At 71.6% G+C, this 21,500-nt stretch carries 18 protein-coding genes and 1 pseudogene; 6 read left to right on the top strand and 13 right to left on the bottom strand.

The genetic code is table 11. The features are described 5' to 3' along the window. The first annotated feature begins 203 nt into the window (after nt 1-203). Nucleotides 204-593 carry a hypothetical protein gene (locus ACH499_RS05250; protein WP_399013900.1) on the top strand — a complete coding sequence of 130 codons (390 nt, stop codon included), beginning with the start codon at nt 204-206 and terminating at the stop codon, nt 591-593. Between the two features lie 155 nt (nt 594-748). On the opposite strand, the gene ACH499_RS05245 is transcribed toward ACH499_RS05250, so the two are convergent. Beyond that, a complete protein-coding gene (locus ACH499_RS05245; protein WP_399014315.1) occupies nt 749-1,252 on the bottom strand; it encodes a GNAT family N-acetyltransferase in 504 nt (167 codons plus the stop codon). Nucleotides 1,253-1,529: 277 nt separating this feature from the next. Further along, nucleotides 1,530-2,444, bottom strand: a complete 915-nt coding sequence (locus tag ACH499_RS05240) for a LysR family transcriptional regulator (protein WP_399013899.1) — start codon at nt 2,442-2,444, stop codon at nt 1,530-1,532. Nucleotides 2,445-2,577: 133 nt separating this feature from the next. Between ACH499_RS05240 and ACH499_RS05235 the strand changes: the two genes are divergently transcribed. Both ACH499_RS05235 and ACH499_RS05230 read left to right on the top strand, forming a co-directional pair. Continuing rightward, nucleotides 2,578-3,858: a pyridoxal phosphate-dependent aminotransferase gene (locus tag ACH499_RS05235; protein ID WP_399013898.1), complete on the top strand. Its 1,281-nt coding sequence runs from the start codon at nt 2,578-2,580 to the stop codon at nt 3,856-3,858. Between the two features lie 134 nt (nt 3,859-3,992). Beyond that, the gene (locus ACH499_RS05230) at nt 3,993-4,256 is read left to right on the top strand and encodes an SHOCT domain-containing protein (RefSeq protein WP_399013897.1); all 264 of its coding nucleotides are present in this window, start codon (nt 3,993-3,995) and stop codon (nt 4,254-4,256) included. 138 nt (nt 4,257-4,394) lie between these two features. Here the strand turns inward: ACH499_RS05230 and ACH499_RS05225 are convergent. Beyond that, a pseudogene (locus tag ACH499_RS05225) lies at nt 4,395-4,640 on the bottom strand (FAD:protein FMN transferase); the annotation flags it as partial. A 13-nt stretch (nt 4,641-4,653) separates the two neighbouring features. Further along, entirely contained in the window at nt 4,654-5,682 is a 1,029-nt protein-coding gene (locus ACH499_RS05220) for a hypothetical protein (protein WP_399013896.1), read from the bottom strand. A 359-nt stretch (nt 5,683-6,041) separates the two neighbouring features. On the opposite strand from ACH499_RS05220, the gene ACH499_RS05215 reads away from it, so the two are divergent. Further along, nucleotides 6,042-8,441 (top strand): SpoIIE family protein phosphatase, encoded by a 2,400-nt coding sequence (locus ACH499_RS05215; RefSeq protein WP_399013895.1) that lies wholly within the window; start codon nt 6,042-6,044, stop codon nt 8,439-8,441. 49 nt (nt 8,442-8,490) lie between these two features. Here the strand turns inward: ACH499_RS05215 and ACH499_RS05210 are convergent, their stop codons facing one another. The 5 genes from ACH499_RS05210 to ACH499_RS05190 form a co-directional block, all read right to left on the bottom strand. Next, nucleotides 8,491-9,900 (bottom strand): glucoamylase family protein, encoded by a 1,410-nt coding sequence (locus ACH499_RS05210; RefSeq protein WP_399013894.1) that lies wholly within the window; start codon nt 9,898-9,900, stop codon nt 8,491-8,493. 267 nt (nt 9,901-10,167) lie between these two features. Beyond that, nucleotides 10,168-11,370 carry a family 1 glycosylhydrolase gene (locus ACH499_RS05205; RefSeq protein WP_356198348.1) on the bottom strand — a complete coding sequence of 401 codons (1,203 nt, stop codon included), beginning with the start codon at nt 11,368-11,370 and terminating at the stop codon, nt 10,168-10,170. 54 nt (nt 11,371-11,424) lie between these two features. Beyond that, entirely contained in the window at nt 11,425-12,282 is an 858-nt protein-coding gene (locus tag ACH499_RS05200; RefSeq protein ID WP_399013892.1) for a carbohydrate ABC transporter permease, read from the bottom strand. Continuing rightward, nucleotides 12,279-13,253 carry a carbohydrate ABC transporter permease gene (locus ACH499_RS05195; RefSeq protein WP_399013891.1) on the bottom strand — a complete coding sequence of 325 codons (975 nt, stop codon included), beginning with the start codon at nt 13,251-13,253 and terminating at the stop codon, nt 12,279-12,281. The genes ACH499_RS05200 and ACH499_RS05195 overlap by 4 nt, the downstream gene beginning before the upstream one ends. A gap of 54 nt (nt 13,254-13,307) precedes the next feature. Next, a complete protein-coding gene (locus ACH499_RS05190) occupies nt 13,308-14,552 on the bottom strand; it encodes a sugar ABC transporter substrate-binding protein (protein ID WP_356198343.1) in 1,245 nt (414 codons plus the stop codon). Between the two features lie 218 nt (nt 14,553-14,770). Here ACH499_RS05190 and ACH499_RS05185 point away from each other — a divergent pair, with 218 nt between their 5' ends. Next, nucleotides 14,771-15,916, top strand: coding sequence for an acetylxylan esterase (locus ACH499_RS05185; protein ID WP_399013890.1), 1,146 nt, complete (start codon nt 14,771-14,773; stop codon nt 15,914-15,916). A gap of 79 nt (nt 15,917-15,995) precedes the next feature. Here the strand turns inward: ACH499_RS05185 and ACH499_RS05180 are convergent, their stop codons facing one another. Beyond that, nucleotides 15,996-17,102: a LacI family DNA-binding transcriptional regulator gene (locus ACH499_RS05180; protein ID WP_356198339.1), complete on the bottom strand. Its 1,107-nt coding sequence runs from the start codon at nt 17,100-17,102 to the stop codon at nt 15,996-15,998. A 239-nt stretch (nt 17,103-17,341) separates the two neighbouring features. Between ACH499_RS05180 and ACH499_RS05175 the strand changes: the two genes are divergently transcribed. Continuing rightward, nucleotides 17,342-18,034, top strand: a complete 693-nt coding sequence (locus ACH499_RS05175) for a FadR/GntR family transcriptional regulator (protein WP_356198337.1) — start codon at nt 17,342-17,344, stop codon at nt 18,032-18,034. Here ACH499_RS05175 and ACH499_RS05170 read toward each other — a convergent pair. From ACH499_RS05170 to ACH499_RS05160, 3 genes are all read right to left on the bottom strand, one after another. Then, nucleotides 18,024-18,752, bottom strand: a complete 729-nt coding sequence (locus ACH499_RS05170) for a FadR/GntR family transcriptional regulator (RefSeq protein WP_399013889.1) — start codon at nt 18,750-18,752, stop codon at nt 18,024-18,026. The genes ACH499_RS05175 and ACH499_RS05170 overlap by 11 nt on opposite strands. 100 nt (nt 18,753-18,852) lie before the next feature. After that, nucleotides 18,853-19,884, bottom strand: coding sequence for an ABC transporter permease (locus ACH499_RS05165; RefSeq protein WP_399013888.1), 1,032 nt, complete (start codon nt 19,882-19,884; stop codon nt 18,853-18,855). Further along, complete coding sequence (locus tag ACH499_RS05160) at nt 19,868-21,424, bottom strand: sugar ABC transporter ATP-binding protein (RefSeq protein ID WP_399013887.1); 1,557 nt, start codon at nt 21,422-21,424, stop codon at nt 19,868-19,870. Before ACH499_RS05160 ends, ACH499_RS05165 begins: the two co-directional genes overlap by 17 nt. Between the last annotated feature and the right edge of the window lie 76 nt (nt 21,425-21,500).

Below are 21,500 nucleotides of genomic sequence, written 5' to 3'. Positions count from 1 at the left end.
ACGGCTTGGCCGCACGAGACGGACGAAGCGCTTGCACGAGCCTAGTGCGGCTCGGATGATCACGGCCGTCGGGGGCGGCGCATCCGACCGGCGGGCGCCACGGCGCCAGGCCGGGATGCCCCTTCAGCGTGTCGTCGGTCGTCGCATAGAGTGCGTCCTCCTTTCCGCAGGCACCCCGTGGACCACACCACCAGGAGGAACCGGTGTCAGACCCGCGACTGCTCACCCCCGAGGAGAAGCTCGCCGACGCGAAGAAGCTGTTGAGCCTCCCGCGTATCGTCGTGATCTGCGGCTCCACCCGCTTCATGACCGAGATGAACGAGGCCGATCTGCGGGAGACCAAAGCCGGAAGGATTGTCGTCAAACCGGGCTGTGACATGAAGTCGCCGCACGCACTCCGGTCCGATCCTGTGGAGGCCGAGGCGCTGAAGGTTCGACTCGACGAGCTGCACCGCGCGAAGATCCGGCTCGCTGATGAGGTGCTCGTGGTCGGCGACTACATCGGGGACAGCACCCGAGCCGAAATCGCCTACGCCCGGTCGCTGGGCAAGCCCGTGCGGTTCACACACCCCGAAGTCGACCCTGACGCCTGACCGTCCGCTGCCACCTCGACAACCAGGGCCGGCGGCCCGCCTCCGCGGTGGCTTCGGCCGCCGCCCATCCCACACCCTCCGCAGGCATTCCCTGGCATTCAACCAAGGCCGGCCGGCATCCGAGGCCCCACCTGACGGATGAGGCCGTCTCACGCCTACTGCACGAGACTGAGGCGGAAGCGCGTGTAGTCCTCGAACTCGGCCACCGGGTCGAAGCCCAGGCGTTCGAGGAGGGCGACGCTCTTGGCGTTGCCGTGCGTGACGCCGGCGAAGATGTCGGTGGCCCCGAGTTCGCGTGCCGCGTAGACGTACAGGGCGGCGCACGCGGCCGTCGCGTGACCCGCACCGACATGGGACTCGCAGAGCCAGTAGCCCGTGCCATAGCGCGGCGGGGCAACGGCAATCAGATCGACCCGGCCGATCAGTTCGCCGTTGAGCCGGATCCCGTAGCGGTGGCTGAGGCCCGGGTCCTCGCTCAGGTGTTCGCGAACCCAGGCCGGGGTGGCCCCACTCTCCTCCCGGTAGTTGCCCAGCCGGCTCAGGTGCTCACGGTTTCTGTCCAGCAGCGCGTAGTACGCGTCCGCGTCTTCGAGTGTCAACTCCCGCAGGACCAGACCCGGGACGTGGGTCCGAATGTCGGGAACGGGGCCTCGAGGCACTGGGGTTGCAGCCACGGCACAGAACTTAGGGCAGGACCCCCCTGGGGACACCACACTGACGTCCTCTCCCCCATGTTGCAGAAGGCCGCGATCACGCTCGTCCCGCACTCGGCCGTGTGGCGCGCCATCTGCCGGAGGATCTGCCACGCCTGCGCGCCCCGGGCGTTGCCCTGGAGCAGGAGAGCGGCGACTTCGCGGAGGCGTTCTCCTGCTGACCCGCGCCCGCCCTGTGGACGGACGTGGACCCCAGTCGGGCGACGGGGGCCACGAACCCGCGTCAGGGCCGGCCGCCGAGGGCCTGTCGGGCGGCGTGGAGGCAGGCCGTGACGGCGGGGTCCTCCCCGGTGGTGGTCCGGGTGAGCGCCAGGACGGTGCGCCGCATGCGGGGAGCCGGCCGCAGTCCGGTGACGCCTGGCTGCTCCCGGGCGAGGCCGGCGGGCAGGAGGGCCACGCCGGCACCGGTGGCGACGAGTGCGGCCAGGATGTGGAGTCCTTCGAATTCCCAGCGCCGCGGGGGTGTGGCGTCGATCGCGGTCAGATACCGGTCGCCCGCCGCTCGGGAGAGTTCCCCGACGGGGGCGCACAGCCAGGTCTGGTCGTGGACGATCTGTCGCAGCCGTGCGGCGCTTGCCGGGCCGGGCTGCTCGGCGAGCGGGTGGTCCGCGGGGATCGCCAGGACGACGTCCTCTCGGCGCAGACGGTGGACGGACAGGCCGGTGCCTTCGGCCGGTGGGTGCGCGGACCAGTCGTCGATGACGGCGAGGTCGTAGCGGCGGTCCAGGACTGCCGCGGCGGCGGTGGTCGAGCCGGTCTCGTGAGCGACGACGTTCAACTCCGGGTGCGCGCGTTGCAGTGCGGCCAGGTGGGGAGCGAGAGCGGGGGCCAGGGAGTGGATGCAACTGACGTTCACCCGCCCGCTGACGGTGCCGACGCGGGCGCGCATGCGGCTGTGGGCCGTTTCCGCGGCGGCGAGGATGCGTGCGGCGTGCTCGGCCAGTTCGCGTCCCGCGTCGGTCAGGCTCGCACGCTGGGCGGTGCGCTCGACCAACGCGACGCCGGCCTCCCGTTCCAGGGCGGCCAGTTGCTGGGAGACCGCCGACGGAGAGTATCCGAGGTCGGCGGCCGTGGCGGTGATGGTGCCCCGGGCGGCGAAGCGGTGCAGGATCTCCAGCCGCCGCAGGTTGCCCAGCATCAGGTCTCCTTAAAGTTCCCCACGTATTTTCGCGCTGTCGCTGATGCTACGCCTCGGGCACGCTGGGCGTGTGCCCGGCAGAGCGCCGCGGCACCACGACGCCGGTGCCCGGTGCCGAACAGGACGGTTCCCCATGACGACCCACTCCGCGACGCTCGCCATCGACGAGGCCGTTCAGGCCCGCCGTGAAGCCGGGAACGACGTACTCCACCTGGGATTCGGGGAGGCCGGGTTGCCGGTCGCCCCGGGCCTGGCCGAGGTCCTCGCCGACGCCCACCTGCGCAACGGGTACGGCCCGGTCGCCGGCTCACCACAGGCCCGGGCGGCCGCCGCGGGCTGGTTCACCCGACGCGGCCTGTCCACCGAACCGGGCCAGATCGTCTTCGCCCCGGGCAGCAAGCCCCTGCTCTTCGCGCTGCTGGCGGCGATCGGCGGTGACGTGGTGCTGCCCTGTCCCTCCTGGGTCTCCTACGCGGCCCAGGCCGCCCTGCTCGACCGCCGCGTCATCTCCGTACCCGTCCCGGCCGAGGCCGGCGGCATTCCCGACCCCGAACTGCTGGAACAGGCCCTGCGGCGCGCCGCCGCGAACGGGGCCCGGCCGGGCGTACTGGTCCTCACCGTCCCGGACAACCCGACCGGCACCGTCGCCCCCGCCGAGCAGGTCGAGGCGGTCTGCGCGATCGCCGACCGCCACGGCCTCGCGGTCATCAGCGACGAGATCTACGCCGAGCTGAGCCACCGCGGCACCGTCCCGGGCCCGGTGCACCACCTGGCCGAGCGCACCGTCGTCACCACGGGGCTGAGCAAGTCCCTGGCCCTGGGCGGTTGGCGGATCGGCTTCGCCCGCACCCCCGAGGGGTGCTGGGGACGGCGCCTGCACCAGGAACTGACCGGCGTCGCCAGCGAGATCTGGTCCAGCCTGGCCGCACCCATGCAGGCCGTGGCCGCCCACGCCCTGAGCGACCCGCCCGAGATCACCGCACACATCACCGCCGCCCGCCGGCTGCACGCCCGCATCGCCACCGAGGTGCACACCCGGCTGCTCGCGGCGGGGGCACGGTGCCGCGCTCCGCAGGCCGGCTTCTACCTCTACCCCGACTTCGCCCCCGCCCGTGAGGTTCTGCGTGCCCGGGGGATCGCCACCGGCAGCGACCTGGCCACCGCCCTGCTCGACCGGCACGGCATCGCCACTCTGCCCGGCAGCGCGTTCGGCGAACCCGACACCGCCCTGACCCTCAGGCTCGCCACGAGCCTGCTGTACGGCGCCACCCCGCGGCAACGCCACCGGGCGCTGACCGCGGAAGAACCACAGACCCTGCCCTGGATCGCCCCCGCCCTCACCCGCCTCGGTGCCGCCCTGGGCGAACTCACGACCGGCCGAAGCGGCCCCCCGCCCCGCCGGGGGAGGGGCTGAACGACCCACTGGTCGGGGCCGTCCGGCCCCAGAGCGCCCCACCGGGCGGCGTGACGATGGTCGTGAAGGCGAGGAGGCCCGGGTCGGCGGTTCGTCCGGCGCCGGTCGCCGCGGGCCGAGGCAGGTGAGTGGGGATGACGTTCTGGTACACCCACGACATGGGCGGGTGGGGCTGGTTCGGGATGTCGGTCGGCATGGTCCTGTTCTGGGCGCTGATCGTCACCGTCCTCGTGCTGGTCGTCCGTTCCGTCGACCACACCCGGGAACGGACCCGCACGCCCGCGGCACCCACACCGGAGCAGATCCTCGGTGAGCGCTACGCCCGGGGGGAGATCGACGAGGAGGAGTACCGGCGCCGCCTGAGCACCTTGCGCAACGGGCCGCCCCCCAAGAGCTGAGGACCCGCCCGTGCGGCGGTGCGGGTTCGTCCTCACCCGGCTCGAGCCGACGGCGTGGGACGGGGCCGGCCGGCCCCGGACGGGCCCCGTCGCCCAGGTATCCCCGTCGGGCGTCACGGCGAAGGCGGTGACGCCCGGCAGCCCGGACAGCCAATCCCGGGCCTCGGCTCCCCTGCAGTACGCCGCCGTCGCCGGCATGTCGGCCTCCGCGAGGGAGGGGCCGGTCACGGTCAGCGAGGCCAGGGCATGTGCGGCAGGCGCGCCGGTGTGCGGGTCGACGATGGGGCAGCCGCGTTCGGCGGGGCCGGAGGCGGCGACGCCCAGGGGTTCCCCGGTGGACTCGACGACCGCGGCGCAGGTGCCGGGCAGAAGGGGGTGCGCGATCCCCGCCGCGGTCCTACCGTCCGAGCAGACGGTTCCAGAGGCCGGGCTTCTTCTCCTCCGCGGGGCGGGCGGGCCGGACTTCGAGCGACCAGTCGCCGTCCCCTTTGACGACCGCCAGGATCAGGGGCCCCTCGGGGAGCACCCGTGCCTCCTTCGGGCGCCGGCCCGTCTCGCTCGCCAGTGTGTCCGGGTACGGGGCCGGGGCGCCGGGGCGACGCGGCTTGTGGCCCTCGACGCGCAGCCACTCGCCACCCCCCTTCGTCGAGCGCATTCGGGAGACCAACTCGCCTGCGGGCCCCGTGTGGAGCAGAACGTCGGAGCCCCGCCCGGTGGCCCCCTCGCCGAGCGCGCGCACCGCGCTGAGGGGCCGGATCACGACCACCCACTCGTCCCGGCTGTCGCACTGGACGCGGAAGCGCAGGGGGTACAGGTTGTCGCACCACATCACCCTCCGGTCGAACCGGTGGGGCGGGAAGCTCCTGCCGAGGTGGACGGCCTCCCTGCCGTTCCAGTCGAGGGAGTCCATCCAGAAGATGCCGGAGCCCGTCCGGGCGACGTCGACCACGACGTAACCGGGCGGAGGCGTCTCCTCCATGGCGAACTTGGCGTCGCCCCTGCCGACGTACACGATGTCCTCGAACTCCCCGCCGAGGATCCCGGCGGCCGCGGCCGTCCCGGCGGACAGGGCCGTCCCGGCGGACGGGGCGGGCGAGGGGGCGATCAGCCCCGCCCACCATCCGTCGTCCCCGCCGCCGATCCGGCGCGGGGGCCGCGAGCGGTCCTTCTCCCGCGCGCCGGCCCCGGACCCGGCCGACGCGCCGTCCGAGGCGGATCCCGTACCCCTGCCCGAACCCGAACCCGAACCCGAACCCGGTCCCGCACCGGCGTCCGGCCCCGCCGCCGGACTCGACCCCGAACCCTTGCCCGGCCCCGGCCCCGACGACTTGCCGACGGCGCCGTGCGGGATCTCCAGCGGGACCGGTCCGGCCTGCCCTGACTGTCCGGGGGCCGGCAGGTCCTCCCCCTTGCTGATCTGCGTCACGGCGTCATGCTGGCACGCGCCGCCCGGCCTGCCCAGGGCTTTTGACACACGGCCCGGGCGCGAGCGGCCAAAGGGTCCTGCTCCGGGCGGGCGCCCGGAGTGGCGGCGAAGTCCTCGGCCTGCCGCCCGCGCGGCTGCGGCCCCGCCGCACCGACGCCCGGCCTTCTGCGACGAAGCCCTCGGCCATGCGGCCGACGGCGCCCCCGTCGGCGGACAAGGCACTCATCCGCTGCCACGGCAGCCGAGGCCCCGCCCGCCCTGGTCGGGTTGCCGAAGTGCCTGGCGGAGCAGTACGCACCGTAATCAGACATAATTGACCTATCAGTCCGGAAGGCGCTCCACACAGGTCGGGACAGCGGATGGGCTCCTCCCCCGAAGAAGCCCGGGACCAGTCGGTCTCGTTCGATGACATCGTGACGGCCGTGCTCGACGATCGGGGCACGGTGCGGCACTGGTCGCGAGCGGCCGCCGACCTCCTGGCCTACACGGCCGAGGAGGTGTGCGGCTCCCCGGTGACCGACCTCCTCGCCGACCCCGCCGACGGGCGGTGCGAGGACCGCCACCGTCCCACCGGGATCCCCTCGGCGGGCCGGGCACTGCTCCGCCACCGCTCCGGCCGTCCGGTCGAGGTCGCCTTTCGCGCCGTGCCGACGGAAGACGCGTCCCACAACGTGGTCCTGGCCGTCCCCGCCCGGTCCGTCACTGCGGGCGGCCAGGACACCGCCTTGGTGCGGGCGCTGTTCGCCCAGAACCAGATCGAGATCGGTGTGCACGGTCTGGACCTGCGCACACTGCGCACCAATCTCATCCGGAAGACGCCCGGCAGGCCCGCCCTGCTCGGTGGCCGGCTGCGGGAGATGCTCTCCCCCCAGGACGCGGAGGAGGCCGAGTCGGCGCTGCGCCGGGTGCTGGCGACGGGGGTGCCGCTGATCGGGTGGGTACAGCGTGGGCGGGCCCCACAGGTCGCCGACAGGCAATGGTCCCTGTCCGCCTTCCGGCTGGAGGATCCGCCGGGTCGCCCGACAGGTGTGGCCACGCTGCTGACGCCCCTCACCGCGAAGGAGCGGGACCGCCACCACCTGTACCTGCTCCACCAGGCGTCCGTGCGGGTGGGCCGCACCCTGGACGTCCTGCGCACCGCTGAGGATCTGGCCGAATTCCTCGTGCCGGCTCTCGGCGACGTGACCTGGGTGGAACTCGCCGACGCGGTGTTCGACGGCGACGAACCCCCCAAACTCACCGGCGCCGGACTGTGGTACCTGCGTCGCGCCGCCCTGGCCACGGCGACCGGCTGCGTCCCGGATGCCCTGCTGCAACCGGGGATGACGGTCCCCCCGATGCCGGACCCCGCTCCTCCGATCCTGCACCGTCTGCGGCGCGGCGAGACCGTACTGGCCTCCGGGCCGGAGGCCAGAGAGCAACTGGGACCCGAGCTGGCCTCCCTGTTCGTCCCCGACCGAGGACACTCCGTCCTGTACTCCCCCCTGTTCGCGCGGGGGCTGGTCCTCGGCGTCGTGGTCGTGTGGCGTACCGAGCAGCCCGAGCCCTTCGTCGACGAGGACCGGGAACTGCTGGCGGAGATCGCGTCACGGGCCGCTCTGAGCGTGGACAACGCCCGCCGGTACACCCGCGAGCACCGCGCGGCCGTGGCCCTGCAGCAGCGCCTGCTCCCGCGCACCACCACGGACACAGCGGCGGTCGAGGCGGCAGGCAGCTACGTGCCGGCGGGCGGCGGGGCCGGCATCGGCGGCGACTGGTTCGACGTGATCCCCCTGTCCTCGCTGCGGGTCGCGCTCGTCGTGGGAGACGTCGTCGGCCACGGTCTGCACGCCGCCGCGACCATGGGAAGGCTGCGTACTGCGGTGCAGACGCTCGCGGATCTGGAACTCGCGCCCGACGAACTGCTCACGCACGTGGACGACCTCGTCCAGAAACTCGCCGACGAGGCCGATCCCGCCCAGCGGGACGTCGTGGGGGCGACCTGCCTGTACGCCGTGTACGACCCGGTCACCAGCCGGTGCGCGGTGGCCAGCGCCGGACATCCGCCGCCCGTTCTCGTACGCCCCGACGCAACGGCAGAGGTGATCGACGTCGTCCCCGGGCCGCCCCTCGGGGTCGGGGGCATGCCGTTCGAGGTCACGAGTCTCTGCCTGGAGCCCGGCAGCGTGCTCGCCCTGTACACCGACGGCCTGGTGACCTCCGGCGAGCAGGACGGCCCGGTCCAGGCTTCACGACTGGCGGACCGACTCGCCGCCCTCTGCGACCGCAGCGGCTCGGCCTCCCTGGAAGTGATCGGACAAGCCCTGCTCTCCGAAGCCACCCACGTCCCGTCCCGCGACGACGTGGCCCTGCTGCTGGCCCGCACCAAGGCGCTCGCGGACGGCTCCACCAACGCCTGGGAGTTTCCCGACGACCCCGCCGTCGTGCCCCGTGCCCGGAAGGCCGTGACCGCACAACTGGCCGAGTGGAACCTGGAGCAACTGACCTTCACCACGGAACTCATCGTCAGCGAACTGGTCACCAACGCCATCCGCCACGCGGGCGGCCCGATCACGCTGCGGCTCATCCGCGACAACGTGCTCATCTGCGAGGTCTCCGACCCCAGCAACACGCAGCCACGGCTGCGCCGGGCCCGCTGGGCCGACGAGGGAGGCCGCGGACTGTACCTCGTGGCCCAGCTCACCACCCGCTGGGGCAGCCGGTACAGCCACAACGGCAAGACCATCTGGACCGAGCAGCCCCTCGTGCCGTCGGTGTGAACCTCGCGCCGCCAACCGTTCGAACCCGGTGAGCCGACGGTGCCTGTCGCTAGATGGAGAAGCGCTCCTTCTCCAGCAGGGGGCGCACGCGTGAGGCGAAGCCGCCGGTGCGGAAGGGGCGCTGCAGCAGCCCGGGGCTGAGCTGCTGAGCGAGGGCGGCGGCGATCATGCCCTGGTCCAGGGCGAGCACGAAGTCGCTGACCCGGCCGGTCGCGACGTTCACGGAGTCGCGGAAGCCGTACGTCTCGTCGTACGCGCCGAAGTCCCGGTCGAGGGCCCTCAGGTTGTCGAACGCCTCGCCTCGCGCGTACGGCAGTGCGAGGAAGGAGGCGTGCGGGGTGACGACACCGAGGGAGTTGTAGCCTTCCTCCTGCATGCCGATGGCGTCGACGCCGTACTCGCGGTAGCCCCCCTCGGGGATGTTGGCGGGGGAGAAGCCCCAGTAGCCGTACTCCGCCTCGTCCATGCCGTGCTCGATCTGGCTGCGGACGTAGCGGGTGTGCGTGACGCCCCACGAGCGCGGCGACCACTCGGCCTCCGGCACGAACAGCGGCACCATCAGGGCCTCGAACATCGAGCCGCCCCAGGTGGGGACCAGCTTGCGTCCCCGGTACGTGTAGTGGCCCTGCCAGACCCGGACGCCGTCGACGGTGACGTACGAGCCCGCGGGCTCCTGCTCCTGCCCCATGCCGGGCAGCAGTGTGCGGAACAGGTGCCAGTAGTGCTCGGACGGCAGGCTGCCGTCGGCGATGCCCAGGTAACTGGCCATGCGGGGCTCTGTGTTCATGGCGCCGTAGTGGTGTCCGGTCGGCTCGCCCTTGCCCGGCTTGTCGGGCCAGAAGCCGCCGCGGAGCTGGCCCGGTCCGGCGGCCGGGTCGGCCGGGTCGTAGGGCGTGTAGTAGTACGACCAGTCGACGTCGGCGAGCAGCCTCGCGATGCGCGGACGCAGGGCCGGGGCGGCGTCGGCGGCGATCCGCAGACCGGTGACGAGCCAGGCGTTGTCGACGGAGGAGAGGAACGGACGGATGGGGTCGCCGTTCTCGGGCCAGGCCGTCAGGAGCGAACCGTCGTGCGCGTCGTACCAGTTGAACCAGAAGCCGTGTGCCCGCTCCAGTCGCTCGACCGCGGCGACGGTGCGGGCGAGTCGCCGCTCCATCGTCTCCTGGCCGATCACACCGAGCCCTGCCGCGGCGGCCGTCGCCCAGAGCCCGCAGCCGATGTTCGTCGGAGAGGTCTGGACGGACGGGACGGGGGCGCCGGGCCCGCTGACGTCGATCTTGTCGGTGACGAGGCCGAGGTCGGTGGTCATCGCCTCGATCGAGCGGTACGTCGAGTGGAACCAGGTGCGCGCCAGGGACGCGTCGGAGCGGGCGGGGGCGGCGGTGGCCGCTGGACCGGCGCCCAGTGCGAGGGCGGCGCCGCCGGCGCCGGCGGTCATGAGGAACGTACGGCGATCCATGAAGGTCCTCCGAGAAGAGCTGCTGTGAAGGGAAGTTCGTGGTGCTCGTGCGGGCAGGGTGGGCGGGGGCCGGCGCATGTCAGGGATGCGTCGGCCCCCGCCGGTCCGGCCTGCGAGGTCAGGGTTCGCAGGCCCCGGGGCCGGGTCGGCGGGGCGGATGTGCGGGCCCGGTCCCGTACGTTCCGGAACGGCTCGGGGGAGTGCCGCCCCGGAACGGGCTTCTTCGTGTGGCAGGGACTTCTTGCGGAGTAGGGGGCCCCTCGGGGCTCACAGGCGCGGCAGGGCCCGCTCGCGACCCAGGCCGCCGAGCCAATGGGCGGCCGGCTTGGGCGTGCGCGCGAAGGTCTCGCGGTCCCAGCCGATGAGCCCGAACGTCGCCTTGTAGGTCCCCCACTCGTAGTTGTCGAGCGCGCTCCAGGCGAGGTAGCCGCGGACGTCGATGCCGTCCTCGATGCAGGCGGCGACGGCGTCGAGGGCGCCCGCGTAGTAGTCGATGCGGCGCTGCTCGTCGTCGGTGGCGATGCCGTTCTCGGTGACGATCAACGGCGTGTCCGAGCCGATCAGTTCCGCGGTGTGCCGGATCGCGTGGCCGACGGCGGTGGGGTAGTACTCCCATGACGTCAGGGTGCGCTCGGCGTCCGCCGGGGCCGGGATCGGGCCGTCCGTCCCGATCCTGGTCCGGGTGTAGGACTGCACGCCGATCCAGTCGTCGCCGCGCGCCGCCTCGATGAAGACGTCCTCGCGGGGGTGGCGGTAGGCGTCCGTGACGTCCTCGGCCCCCGGCTCGGCCTGGTAGACCTGGTTGGCGATCGTCCAGCCCACCTGGATGCCGGCGTTGACGGAGCGCACGGCCTTGGCCGCGGCGTGGTGCGCGGCGATGACCGCGTGCGTCGTCTCCTCGTCCGGAAAGGGCAGCCCCGCGGGCGGGAAGCCCTGCTCGCCGCGCTTGGCGAGACCGGCCATCACGGCGATCATGTTCGGCTCGTTGAGGGTGCACACATGGCTGACGCCGTCGGCGATGATCGGCGCGCACTCCTCGACGTACCGCGCGAACAGCTCGACGCCGTTCTCGGCGGTGAAGCCGCCCAGGTCCTCGAACCACTGCGGGACCGTGAAGTGGTGCAGCGTGATCATCGGGCGCAGGCCGCGGGCGAGCGCGCCCTCGACCATGCGGCGGTAGTGGGCGATCTCGGCGCGCGAGAAGTGACCGCGCGCGGGCTCGATGCGCGCCCATTCGACGCTGAACCGGTAGTCCGTGAAGCCGAGTCCGGCGAGCAGGTCCATGTCCTGCTCCCAGCGGTGGTAGCTGTCGCAGGCGTCCAGGCTGGGCTCCTGGATCCTCGCCGCCGGGTCGTGCTCCTTGCGCCACCAGTCACTGTTGACGTTGTTGCCCTCGATCTGGTGGGCCGCGGTCGAGGCGCCCCACAGGAAGCCGTCGGGGAAGGGCGTGCGGGCAGGGGTGAGCGTCATGGTGGTGATGCCTGTCTTTCTGCGTGCGTGGGGGAGGGGGCCCCTGGGGGAGGGCTACTTGAGGCCGGCGGTGGCGATGCCCTGGGTGAAGTGGCGTTGCAGGACCGCGAAGACGACCAGGACGGGCAGGACGACGAGCAGCGAGCCCGCCATCAGCATTCCGTTGCCGCCGCCGACCGTCCGGTTGGGGTCGTTGGCGAAGGTGGCGAGGGCCACCGGGAGCGTGTACTTGTCCGGGTCGTTGGTCGCGATGAGCGGCCAGATGAAGTTGTTCCACGACCCGAGGAACGTGAAGATCGTCAGCGTCGCGAGCGCGGGCTTGACCAGCGGTAGGACGATCCGCCAGAAGATGTACCACTCGCCGGCGCCGTCCATCCGGGCCGCTTCGAGCAGCTCGTCCGGGATGGCCTGCATGAACTGCCGCATCAGGAAGACACCGAAGGCGCCTGCCGCGAAGGGCAGCACGAGGCCCGCGTAGGTGTCGAGCAGGTCGAGCTGGTTGATCAGCACGAACAGCGGCAGGACCATCAGGTTCGCCGGCACCATCAGGGCGGCGAGGACGATGCCGAAGACCTTCGAGCGGCCGGTGAAGTCCAGCTTGGCCAGCGCGTAGCCGAGCATCGAACAGAACAGGAGATTGCACACGGTCACGAGCACCGCGACGATCACCGAGTTCAGGAAGTACTGAGGCATGTCGAGCTGGTCGAGCAGATCCCGGAAGTTGCGCAGCGTCCACTCGGACGGGATCCACACCGGCGGGCTGGCCGTGAGGTCCCTCTTGGTCTTGAAGGCGCTGAGCGCCATCCACAGGAAGGGCGCGGCCGTCACCAGCAGGCCGAGCGAGGCGACGACGTAGAGCAGGGGCTTGCGGACGCGGCTCTCCGGGCGTCGGGGCGAGATGCCGGCGCTCATTTCGTGTTGTCCTTCATCAGTCGGAGCTGCAGCACGGTGATGCCCATGATCACCAGGAACAGGACGTACGCCATCGCGCTCGCGTAGCCCATGTTGAAGAACCGGAAGCCCTGGAAGTACATGTCGAGCGACACGGTCAGCGTGGAGTCGGAGGGGCCGCCCTGGGTCATCACGAACGGCTCCTCGAAGACGTTGAGGTAGCCGATCGTGGTGATGACGGTCGCGTACAGGAGCGTGGGCCGAAGCAGTGGGACCGTGACGCGGCTCAGCTCCTGCCAGGCGCTCGCCCCGTCCAGGCGTGCGGCCTCGCGCACCTCGGCGGGGATGGCCTGCAGACCGGCGATCATCAGGACCATCACCGTGCCGAGGTTGCGCCACACCGCCATCACGATCAGCGACGGCATCGCCCAGGCTTCCGACCCCAGGAAGTCCGGTGCGGTGAAGCCGAGTTCGTCGCCGAGCCCCGCGATCAGCCCGTCGGAGGGGTCGAGTACGAACCGCCACACGATCGCCACGGCCACGATCGTCGTGACCACGGGGGCGTAGAAGCCGACGCGGAAGAAGGTCCGGGCCCTGTCGATGCCGCTGTTCAGCAGGATCGCGACCAGCAGCCCGAGCCCGATCGTCAGCGGCACGCCGACGACCACGAAGTACGCGGTGTTGAACAGCGCCGTCAGGAACTGGTCGTCGCCGAACAGCTTGGTGTAGTTGTCCAGGCCGACGAATTCGGCCTCCGTCGGGCGCCGTACGTCGCGCTGCCCGAAGTCGGTGAAGCTCATGACGAGCGTCGCCACGATCGGGAAGAGCATGAAGACCGCGAACAGCGCCAGGAACGGAGTGGAGAACAGCCAGCCGGCCAGGTTCTGCTTCCCCGTCGGGCGTCTTCTGCGCCGTCCCCTGCCTGCGTCGGGCTCGCCGCCCGTGACCTTGACGGCCCCGGAGCGCTTCGGGGTGGGTGTCGTGGTGGACATGAACGTACCTTCGCTGTACGGGGGGTTACTTCACGAGGGCGGCGAACGGCACTGTCACTGGACCAGGCCCTCGATCGCCTTCTGGGCCTCGTCGAGCGCCTCCTTGGGAGTGGCCTTGCCCTGGGCGGCCTTCTCGATCGCGGTGTCGATCTTCGAGGTGATCTCGGACCACTTGGGCTGGCTCGGCGAGACCTTCGCCGACTCCATCTGCGTCTTCCAGACCTTCATGTCCGGGTCGGTGGCCAGCTCGCCCGACTTCCAGGCGTTCATGTTCGCCGGGAGGTCCTTGGTGCGCCGGTACCAGTCGGCCTGGCCCTCGGTGCCGGTGAGGTACTTGATGAACTCCATGGCGGCGGCCTTGTGCTCGCTGTCCGAGGAGACCGTCAGGGACGAGCCGCCCGCCATGGAGGCCGAGGTCTTGTCGGCGGGGACGTTGGCTATGGCCCACTTGCCCTTCAGGCCCGGGTAGTTGTCGTCGAGCAGACCCATGTGCCAGGGGCCGCCGAAGAACATGGGCACGGAGCCGTTGTTGAAGTCCTTGGTGACATCGTAGCCGGGGCGCACCGACTTCGCGGCGATGCCCTTCGTGAAGTAACTGGTGTAGTTCTCCAAGGCCCTGACGGCGGCCGGGCTGTTGGCGACGGCCTTGCCGTCCTTCGTGACGATCTCGCCGCCGGCCGAGTACAGGAACTGGTAGAAGCTCTGCACCGAGTCCAGGCCGTTGGGCTGGATCGACAGGCCGTACTCGGTGCCGGCCTTCTCCTGGTACTGCTGCGCGACCTGCTGCAGCTCGGCCATGGTGGCCGGCGGCTTGTCGATGCCCGCCCGCTCGGCGAGATCGGTGCGGTAGTACAGGACGCGCGTGTCGACGTACCACGGCACGCCGTACGTCTTGCCGTCGTACTGCCCCTGCTCCCAGCCCGCCGGGAAGTAGTCCTTCTCCTGGAAGGTCTCCGTGTCGACCGGCTCCAGGGCACCCATGTCCGCGAACTCGGTCATGTAGCTGCCGCCCATCTGCATCACGTCGGGCAGCTTGTCGGCGGCCGCGGCGGCGACGAGCTTCTGGTGGGCGACGTCCCAGCCGATCGGGGTCACCTCGACGCTGATGTGCGGGTTGGCCTTCTCGTAGACCTCGGCGACGTCGGCGAGCTTCTCGCCCTCCGTGCCCATGGCCCAGACGGTCAGCGTCTGCTTCGAGTCCGCCGACACCTGGGAACCGCCCGATCCGCTGCAGGCGGTGAGGGTCAGCGCGGACGCCAACGTGACAGCCACGGCAGTGGTGGCGGCGGCGCGGTTCATGGACGGCTCCTCCTCGGACGTTTCCGATGTATGCGCTGTCTGTAAGCGCATACATCACTCTGTGGCAACCATCCGGATGTGGCAAGAGGGGCCTTGGTCACACTCCCGTAACGGGAGGGAAACGCCGTCGGCGGTGCGCGGACCACAACCGCCCGGCAGGCCGTGCCTCGAGAGGAGCCGCCGGATCGGCCCGGCGTCCGAGCGCTAAGGTCGGGCCCATGGCCCGCGACCGTCACGCCTTCGCTCATGGCTTTCCTTTCGACCCCGCCCATGGATGCGGCCCGGAGGACCTCCTGGACGTGCCGGTCCCCGAGGCACCGGCGGACTTCGACGACTTCTGGCGGGGCCGCTACGCCCAAGCGCTGCGCGTACGACCCGAACCCGAAGTGGGTCGTCTCGTCGAGACGCGCGACGGCGTACGGATCCACGAAGTGGCGTACACCTCCGTCGGAGGCGTACGCCTGGGCGGTTGGCTGGCGCTGCCCGAAGGCGGGCCGGCGGAGCACGGCTTCGTCATCGGCCACGGCTATGGCGGCCGGGACGCCCCCGGTCCCGACGTACCTCTGCCGCTGCGGCGCTCGGCGGCGATCCTGCCCTGTGTACGCGGCATGGGGAAGCGCGGCCTGCTGAGCGGGGTGCCCTCCGACGCGGCCAGGCACGTCCTGCACGGCATCCCGTCCGCCGAGTCGTACGTCATCGGGGGATGCGTCGCCGACCTCTGGTGCGCGGCGACGGCCCTGCTGGAACTCGTGCCCGCTCTGGCCCCGCGCCTCGGGTACCTGGGTGAGAGCTTCGGAGGCGGCCTCGGCGCGCTGGCCCTGCCCTGGGACGAACGGTTCTCGGCGGGCCAGCTCACCGTGCCGACGTTCGGCAACCATCCGCTGCGGCTCACGCTCGACTGCGTGGGCAGCGGCGCCTCGGTGCGCCGGTACTACGAGGCGCACCCCGAAGTCGTCGACGTGCTGCGGTACTTCGACGCCGCGACGGCCGCGACCCGGATCCGCAAACCCGTTCTGACGGCTGCGGCACTCTTCGACCCGTCGGTGCCGCCGCCCGGACAGTTCGCGGTGTTCAACGGCTTGCCCAAGGAATGCGGACGCGAGCTCCACGTACTCGAGGCGGGACACTTCGACTGGCCCGGGGCCGAGCGCTCCGCAGCTCGACTCGCCTCGGCCAGAACGGAGTTCTTCGGGCGGGTACTGGAGCGGCGAGCCCGACCCGGGCCCGCCGCGACCGGGGGACACCGTGGGGCCGGGTGTGACGCCGCGCGTGCTGCCGGCCCGGGAGCGCGACCGTCGGGATGCGCGCAGGGAGCGGCGAGCGCTGTCGAAGGACGCCGCGGGGCAGATGTCGGCAGTGGGTGAGCGTGGGCAGGGCCGGGTCCCGCCCACGCCGGAGATCAGCGCAGAGCCGAGTCCACAACGCCGGGCAGTCGCCCTGCCCTCATCGCGCGGACCCGCACCCGCAGCTCGCCCGCCGCACCACGGAAACCGGCAGTGTCACGGACACCGGCTCGCCGGACCCCGCCTCCGCCCGACCGCTGAGCCGGCGCACCAGCAGCTCCACCGCTTCCTCGCCCATGCGCCTCATCGGCTGCCGCACCGTGGTGAGCGCCGGCCGCACCAGTCGGCCCAGCGCGATCCCGTCGAAGCCCGTGACGGCCACGTCCTGCGGTACCCGGACACCGCGCCGCTCCAGCGTGTGCAGCGCCCCCACGGCCATCTGGTCGTTGGCGAACAGCAGCGCCTCGGGCCGCTCTCCCGGCCGGTCGAGGAGCGCGTCGGCAGCCCGCGCGCCCTCCGCCTGCGTCATCATCGCCACCCGCAGGTCCGGAGCGGTTCCGACGGCGATGCCCGCGGCCCGGCACGCCTCGGCGTACCCCCGGAACCGCGCCTCGACGTCCGGCGAGTCCTCCGCGGACCCCACGTAGGCGAGCCGCCGCAAGCCGTGGTCGTCGATCAGGTGACGCGTCAGCTCACGCTGCCCGTCGGAGTTCGCGACCTCGACGTGGTCCAGGTGGTCCAACTGGTTCGACTCGCGCGGCCCGGCCAGCATCACCACGGGCTGCCGACGCGATATGACCTCCAGGTCCTCCGTCGGCACGGTACGGGCGAGCACCGCGAACCCGTCGACACGCCCTGCGACCTTCGCCACGAGGCTCTCCGGACCGCCCTTCAGCGAGGCCGCGATCAACAGCGCGTACCCGTGGCGCCGCGCGGCACGTTCCATACCGCGGATGATCTGGTCGGAGTAGAGCATCGCCGCTTCGTCGTCGGCCTCGTCGCCGGAGCCCGCGGCACCGGCCTTCGCCTCGGACTCGGCGTCCGGATCGGAGTAGTCGGGGAAGCAGAGGCCGAGGACGCCGGTGGAACGGCTGGCGAGGCCGCGCGCGTTGCCGCTCGGCACGTAGCCGAGATCGCGGGCGGCCGCCAGGACTCGCTCGCGCGTCTGGGCGCGGACCGAGTCGGGGTTGCGGTAGACCCGGGACACGGTGGCGATGGAGACGCCGGCCCGTTCGGCGACGTCGTACACCGTGGGGGTGGTACTCACTGGGTCGGTCCCCCGAGTCTTTCGTATGGACAACAGGTGAATGAAAGCGCATTCACCCTAGGCTGGCGCCCGGTGTGAGGCAAGAGCGGATCACCGCAGGCCGGGGCTCCTCTCCGCCGGCTTCGTGTCTCCTGCTCGACGGGCGCCGGTGACTGCGCCGGGTCGGTGCGGCGACGACCGGCCCGGCAGCGTATTCATCGGACGTATAGTGGCCGCCGGCAGTACGAGGAGGTACCACCGTGCCGGTCACCGACGAGGCGATCGAGAAGATCAAGGCAATGATCATCGACGGCGAGCTGCGCCCGGGCGAGCGGTTGCCCAAGGAGGCTGTCCTGGCCGAGAGGCTCGGTCTGTCCCGCAACTCGCTCAGAGAAGCGGTCAAGGCGCTCTCGCTGATCCGGGTGCTCGACGTGCGGCAGGGTGACGGAACGTACGTGACCAGCCTCGAGCCGGGGCTGTTGCTGGACGCGCTCGGCTTCGTCGTCGACTTCCACCAGGACGACACGGTGCTGGACTTCCTCGAAGTCCGCCGGATCCTGGAGCCCGCCGCCGCTGCCGGGGCGGCCCGGGCGATGCCGGAGGAGGACGTCGCCGCCCTGGCGGAGGTCCTGGAGAGTCTTCCGAGCGAGCCGTCGCTGGACGAACTCATCGCCAACGACCTGGAGTTCCACCGCCTGATCGCCTCCGGAGCCGGCAACCCGGTGCTCTGCTCGCTGATCGAGGGGATCTCCGGTCCCACCGCGCGGGCACGTATCTGGCGCGGGCTGACCGAGGAGGGAGCGGTGGAACGCACCCGTGATCAGCACCGGGCGATCTGCGAGGCCATCGCCGACCGGAACCCCGAACTGGCCCGGTCCTGGATGACGGTGCACGTCGCCGGCGTCGAGCAATGGCTGCGGACCACCCTCGGCGGGAGCGGGTTCACGCCCTGACGGCGCCCGGTGCACGCGGTTCCTCAGGGGCCGGGCGTACGTCTCCCGCCGCACCGTCCGTCAGCCAGTCCTCGACGGCGGCCACGTGGAACGCGCTGGCGCCGGCGGCGAGACCCGCGTCGCGGGCGGTGAGCGCCCGCCAGATGGCCTCGTGTTCGCGCTGGGCCCGTTCGCGGGCAGGCGCGTACTGCGCGCCGCGGACGATGCGCAGTCGCTGGGTGTGGGTGGAGAGGATGCCGAGGAGGGTGGACAGGACCGGGTTGCCGACGGCGTCGACGATGGTGCGGTGGAACTCGATGTCCAGCCCCACGAACTCCTCGATGCCCCGGGCGGCGGCGCTCCGGTCGAGGATCTCGCGGAGACCGTCCAGTTGCTCCGTGGTGAGCCGGCCGGTCGCGAGGGCCGTCGCCTGCGGCTCCAGCAGACGGCGCACCTGCAGGAGTTGGTGGGCGGTGTGGCCGTGGGAGACGTCGGAGGCGAAGACCATGGTCTCCAGCAGGAGGTGCGGTTCCAGGCCGGAGACGTAGGTGCCGTCACCCTGGCGGGAGACCAGGATGCGCATCGCGGTCAACGCCCGTACGGCCTCGCGCAGGGAGTTGCGGGACAGTCCGAGGGACTCGGCCAGATCGGCTTCGTTGGGCAGCCGGGAACCGGGCCGCAGGGCGCCGGAGAGGATCATCTCCTTGATCCTGCCGATGGCCTGGTCGGTCACCGCCATGAGGTGCCTCCGTTCTGTGGGCGGGGGTGGCACGCCGGTCCCGGTCCTGCCGCCTCGGAGTTGCCTCACACGGTCACCGGGCGACGGCTCCGGGAGCGTGTTACTCCTGCTTCTCGCCGGAGGCGAAGCGGGAGATGACCAGTGCGACGATGATGATCGCGCCGTTGAGGAACTGGTTCCACAGGGGCGGCACACCGGCGAGGGTCATGACGTTGACCACGAGCTGGAGGGTCAGCACACCGGTGAGGGCGCCGAACAGGGTGCCCCGGCCGCCGTTGAGGCTGACGCCGCCGATGACGGTGGCGGCGAAGACCTGGAAGATCCAGCCGTTGCCCTGGTCGGCGGAGATGGAACCGTAGTGGCCGGTGTAGAGGATGCCGGCGAAGGCGGCGAGGAGACTGCCGATCACCAGTACGCACCACACGATCCGGTCGACGCGGATGCCCGCCGCCCGGGCGGCCTCGGCGTTGCCGCCGATCGCGTACAGGGCGCGGCCGTGACGCAGCCAGGAGAGGGCGCTGCCGCCGATCAGGAAGAGGAGTGCGCAGATCCAGATGCCGGCGGGGATCCCCAGCCAGCTCGCCCGGCCCAGGTAGGTGAAGGAGCCGGGCAGGTTGACGATCGACTGCCCCTCCGAGATGGCGACCTGGAGGCCGCGCAGCAGGGTGAGCATGCCCAGGGTGACGATGAAGCCGTTCAGCCGGAGCTTGAGGACGAGGAATCCGTTGGTCAGGCCGATCAGCGCGCCGACCAGTAGGCACAGCGGGATGGCGGCCCAGGTGGGGAACAGTCCGAGGCCGAGGAAACGGGCGCCGTGGTCGGGCAGGACGAGCCAGACGGCGACGACCGGTGCGACGCCGATCGTGGACTCCAGGGAGAGGTCCATCCGGCCGACTATGAGGACCAGCGCCTGGGCGAGGACGAGCAGGCTCAGCTCGGTGGCCTGCTGGCCGACGCCGAGCAGGTTGTCGGACGTCAGGAAGGCCGGCGAGACGACGAAACCGATGACGCCCAGGACGAGCAGTACCGGAACGAGTGACAGGTCACGGAGTCGGGCGAGGTCGATACGGCGGCCCTCGGGTACGGGGACGACCGCGGTCGGCTGCGTGCTGAGCTCAGTGGTGGGAGACATGGCTGTCCTTCGTGTCGGTCGGGCCGGCCATGCCCTCCATGGCTGCGACCAGTTGTTCGTCGCTCCAGCCGTGTGCGAACTCGGCGACGACCCGGCCGTGGAACATGACCACGACGCGGTCGCAGACCCGGAGGTCGTCGAGTTCGTCGGACACGATCAGAGCGGTCTTCCCGGCGTCGGAGACCTCGCGGACGGTGCCCAGCAGGGACTCCTTGGACTTGACGTCGACGCCGTTGGTCGGCCGGACGGCGACCAGCACGTGTGGTTCGGTGGCGAGTGCGCGCGCGACGACGACCTTCTGCTGGTTCCCGCCGGACAGCGCGGACACCGGGGTCGAGGGGCCGGGCGTCTTGATGTCGAGCGCGGTGATCATCCGCCGCGCGAAGACCCGGGTCCGCGAGGGCAGCACCGTGCCGTACGGACCGAGCTGGTCGGTGACGGTCAGCGTGGCGTTCTCGGCGACACTGCGCTGCGGGACGAGGCCCTGGACGTGCCGGTCCTCCGGCACGAAACCGATACCGGCCGCGAGCGCGGCGGGCACGTGGCCGGTGCGCACCCGGCGGCCCGCGACCGCGACCGTCCCGGCCCCGGGCCGGCGCAGACCGGCGAGGGTCTCCCCGAGCTGGACGTTGCCGCTGGCCGCCGCGCCGGCGAGCCCCACCACCTCGCCGGCCCGCGCTGTCAGGGAACAGTCCCGATAGGCACCGTCCAGACTCAGGCCGGAGACCTCCAGCAGAGGGGCTCCTTCGGAGGAGGCGCGCCCGCTCACCGACCACACGGGCGCGGTGCTGTGGGAGCTCTCCCCGGTCATCGCCTCGACCAGAGCGTGCTGGTCCAGTTCGGCGACCGGTGCGGTGACGATGTGCCGGGCGTCGCGGTAGACGGTGACCGTGGTGCAGAGGTCGTAGACCTCCTGCAGATGGTGGGAGATGAACAGGAAGGCGACACCCTGGCGCTGGAGGGCGCGCAGCTTGTCGAAGAGCCTGTCGATGCCGCGCGCGTCGAGTTTGGCGGTCGGCTCGTCGAGGACGATGAACCGGGCGCCGAAGGACAGCGCCCGGGCGATCTCCACGAACTGTCGCTGCTCGACGGTCAGGTTCTCGGCCCGTGCGGTCGGGTCGACGTCCACGTCGTACTCGGAGAGCAGTTCCGTCGCACGACGGCGCAGCCGTTTCCAACGGATCGGGCGCAGAGTGCCGTCGCTCTGCCGGTCCAGGAAGAGGTTCTCGGCGACCGTCAGGGCGGGGATGACGGTGGAGTGCTGGTAGACGCAGGCCACTTTGGAGCGCCAGGCGTCGGTGTCCCCGGGGGACGGGGCCGGCTCGCCGTCGAAGCGCAGGGTCCCGGTGTCGGGGCTCTGCAGTCCGGTGAGGATCGAGACGAGCGTGGACTTGCCCGCTCCGTTGCGGCCGACCAGGGCATGCGACGCGCCGGGCGCGACCGAGATACGGGCGTCACTGAGCGCGACGGTGGCGCCGAAGCGCTTGGTGATCCCGTCGGCCTCGACGACAGGCACCCGGACGGGGCTGGGGTCCGCCATGGCGGGTTGTCCTTTCCGCTGGGGGGGCTCTTGAGCGGCGGACCTGAAGGGGAGGGCGGCGAGAGGCCTTCCCGGG

Origin of the sequence: Streptomyces sp. NPDC018947, assembly GCF_044390505.1 — a bacterium.
GTDB lineage: Bacteria > Actinomycetota > Actinomycetes > Streptomycetales > Streptomycetaceae > Streptomyces.
The sequence above is the reverse complement of the archived record's forward strand: the minus strand, read 5'-3'. Positions and strand labels throughout refer to the sequence as shown.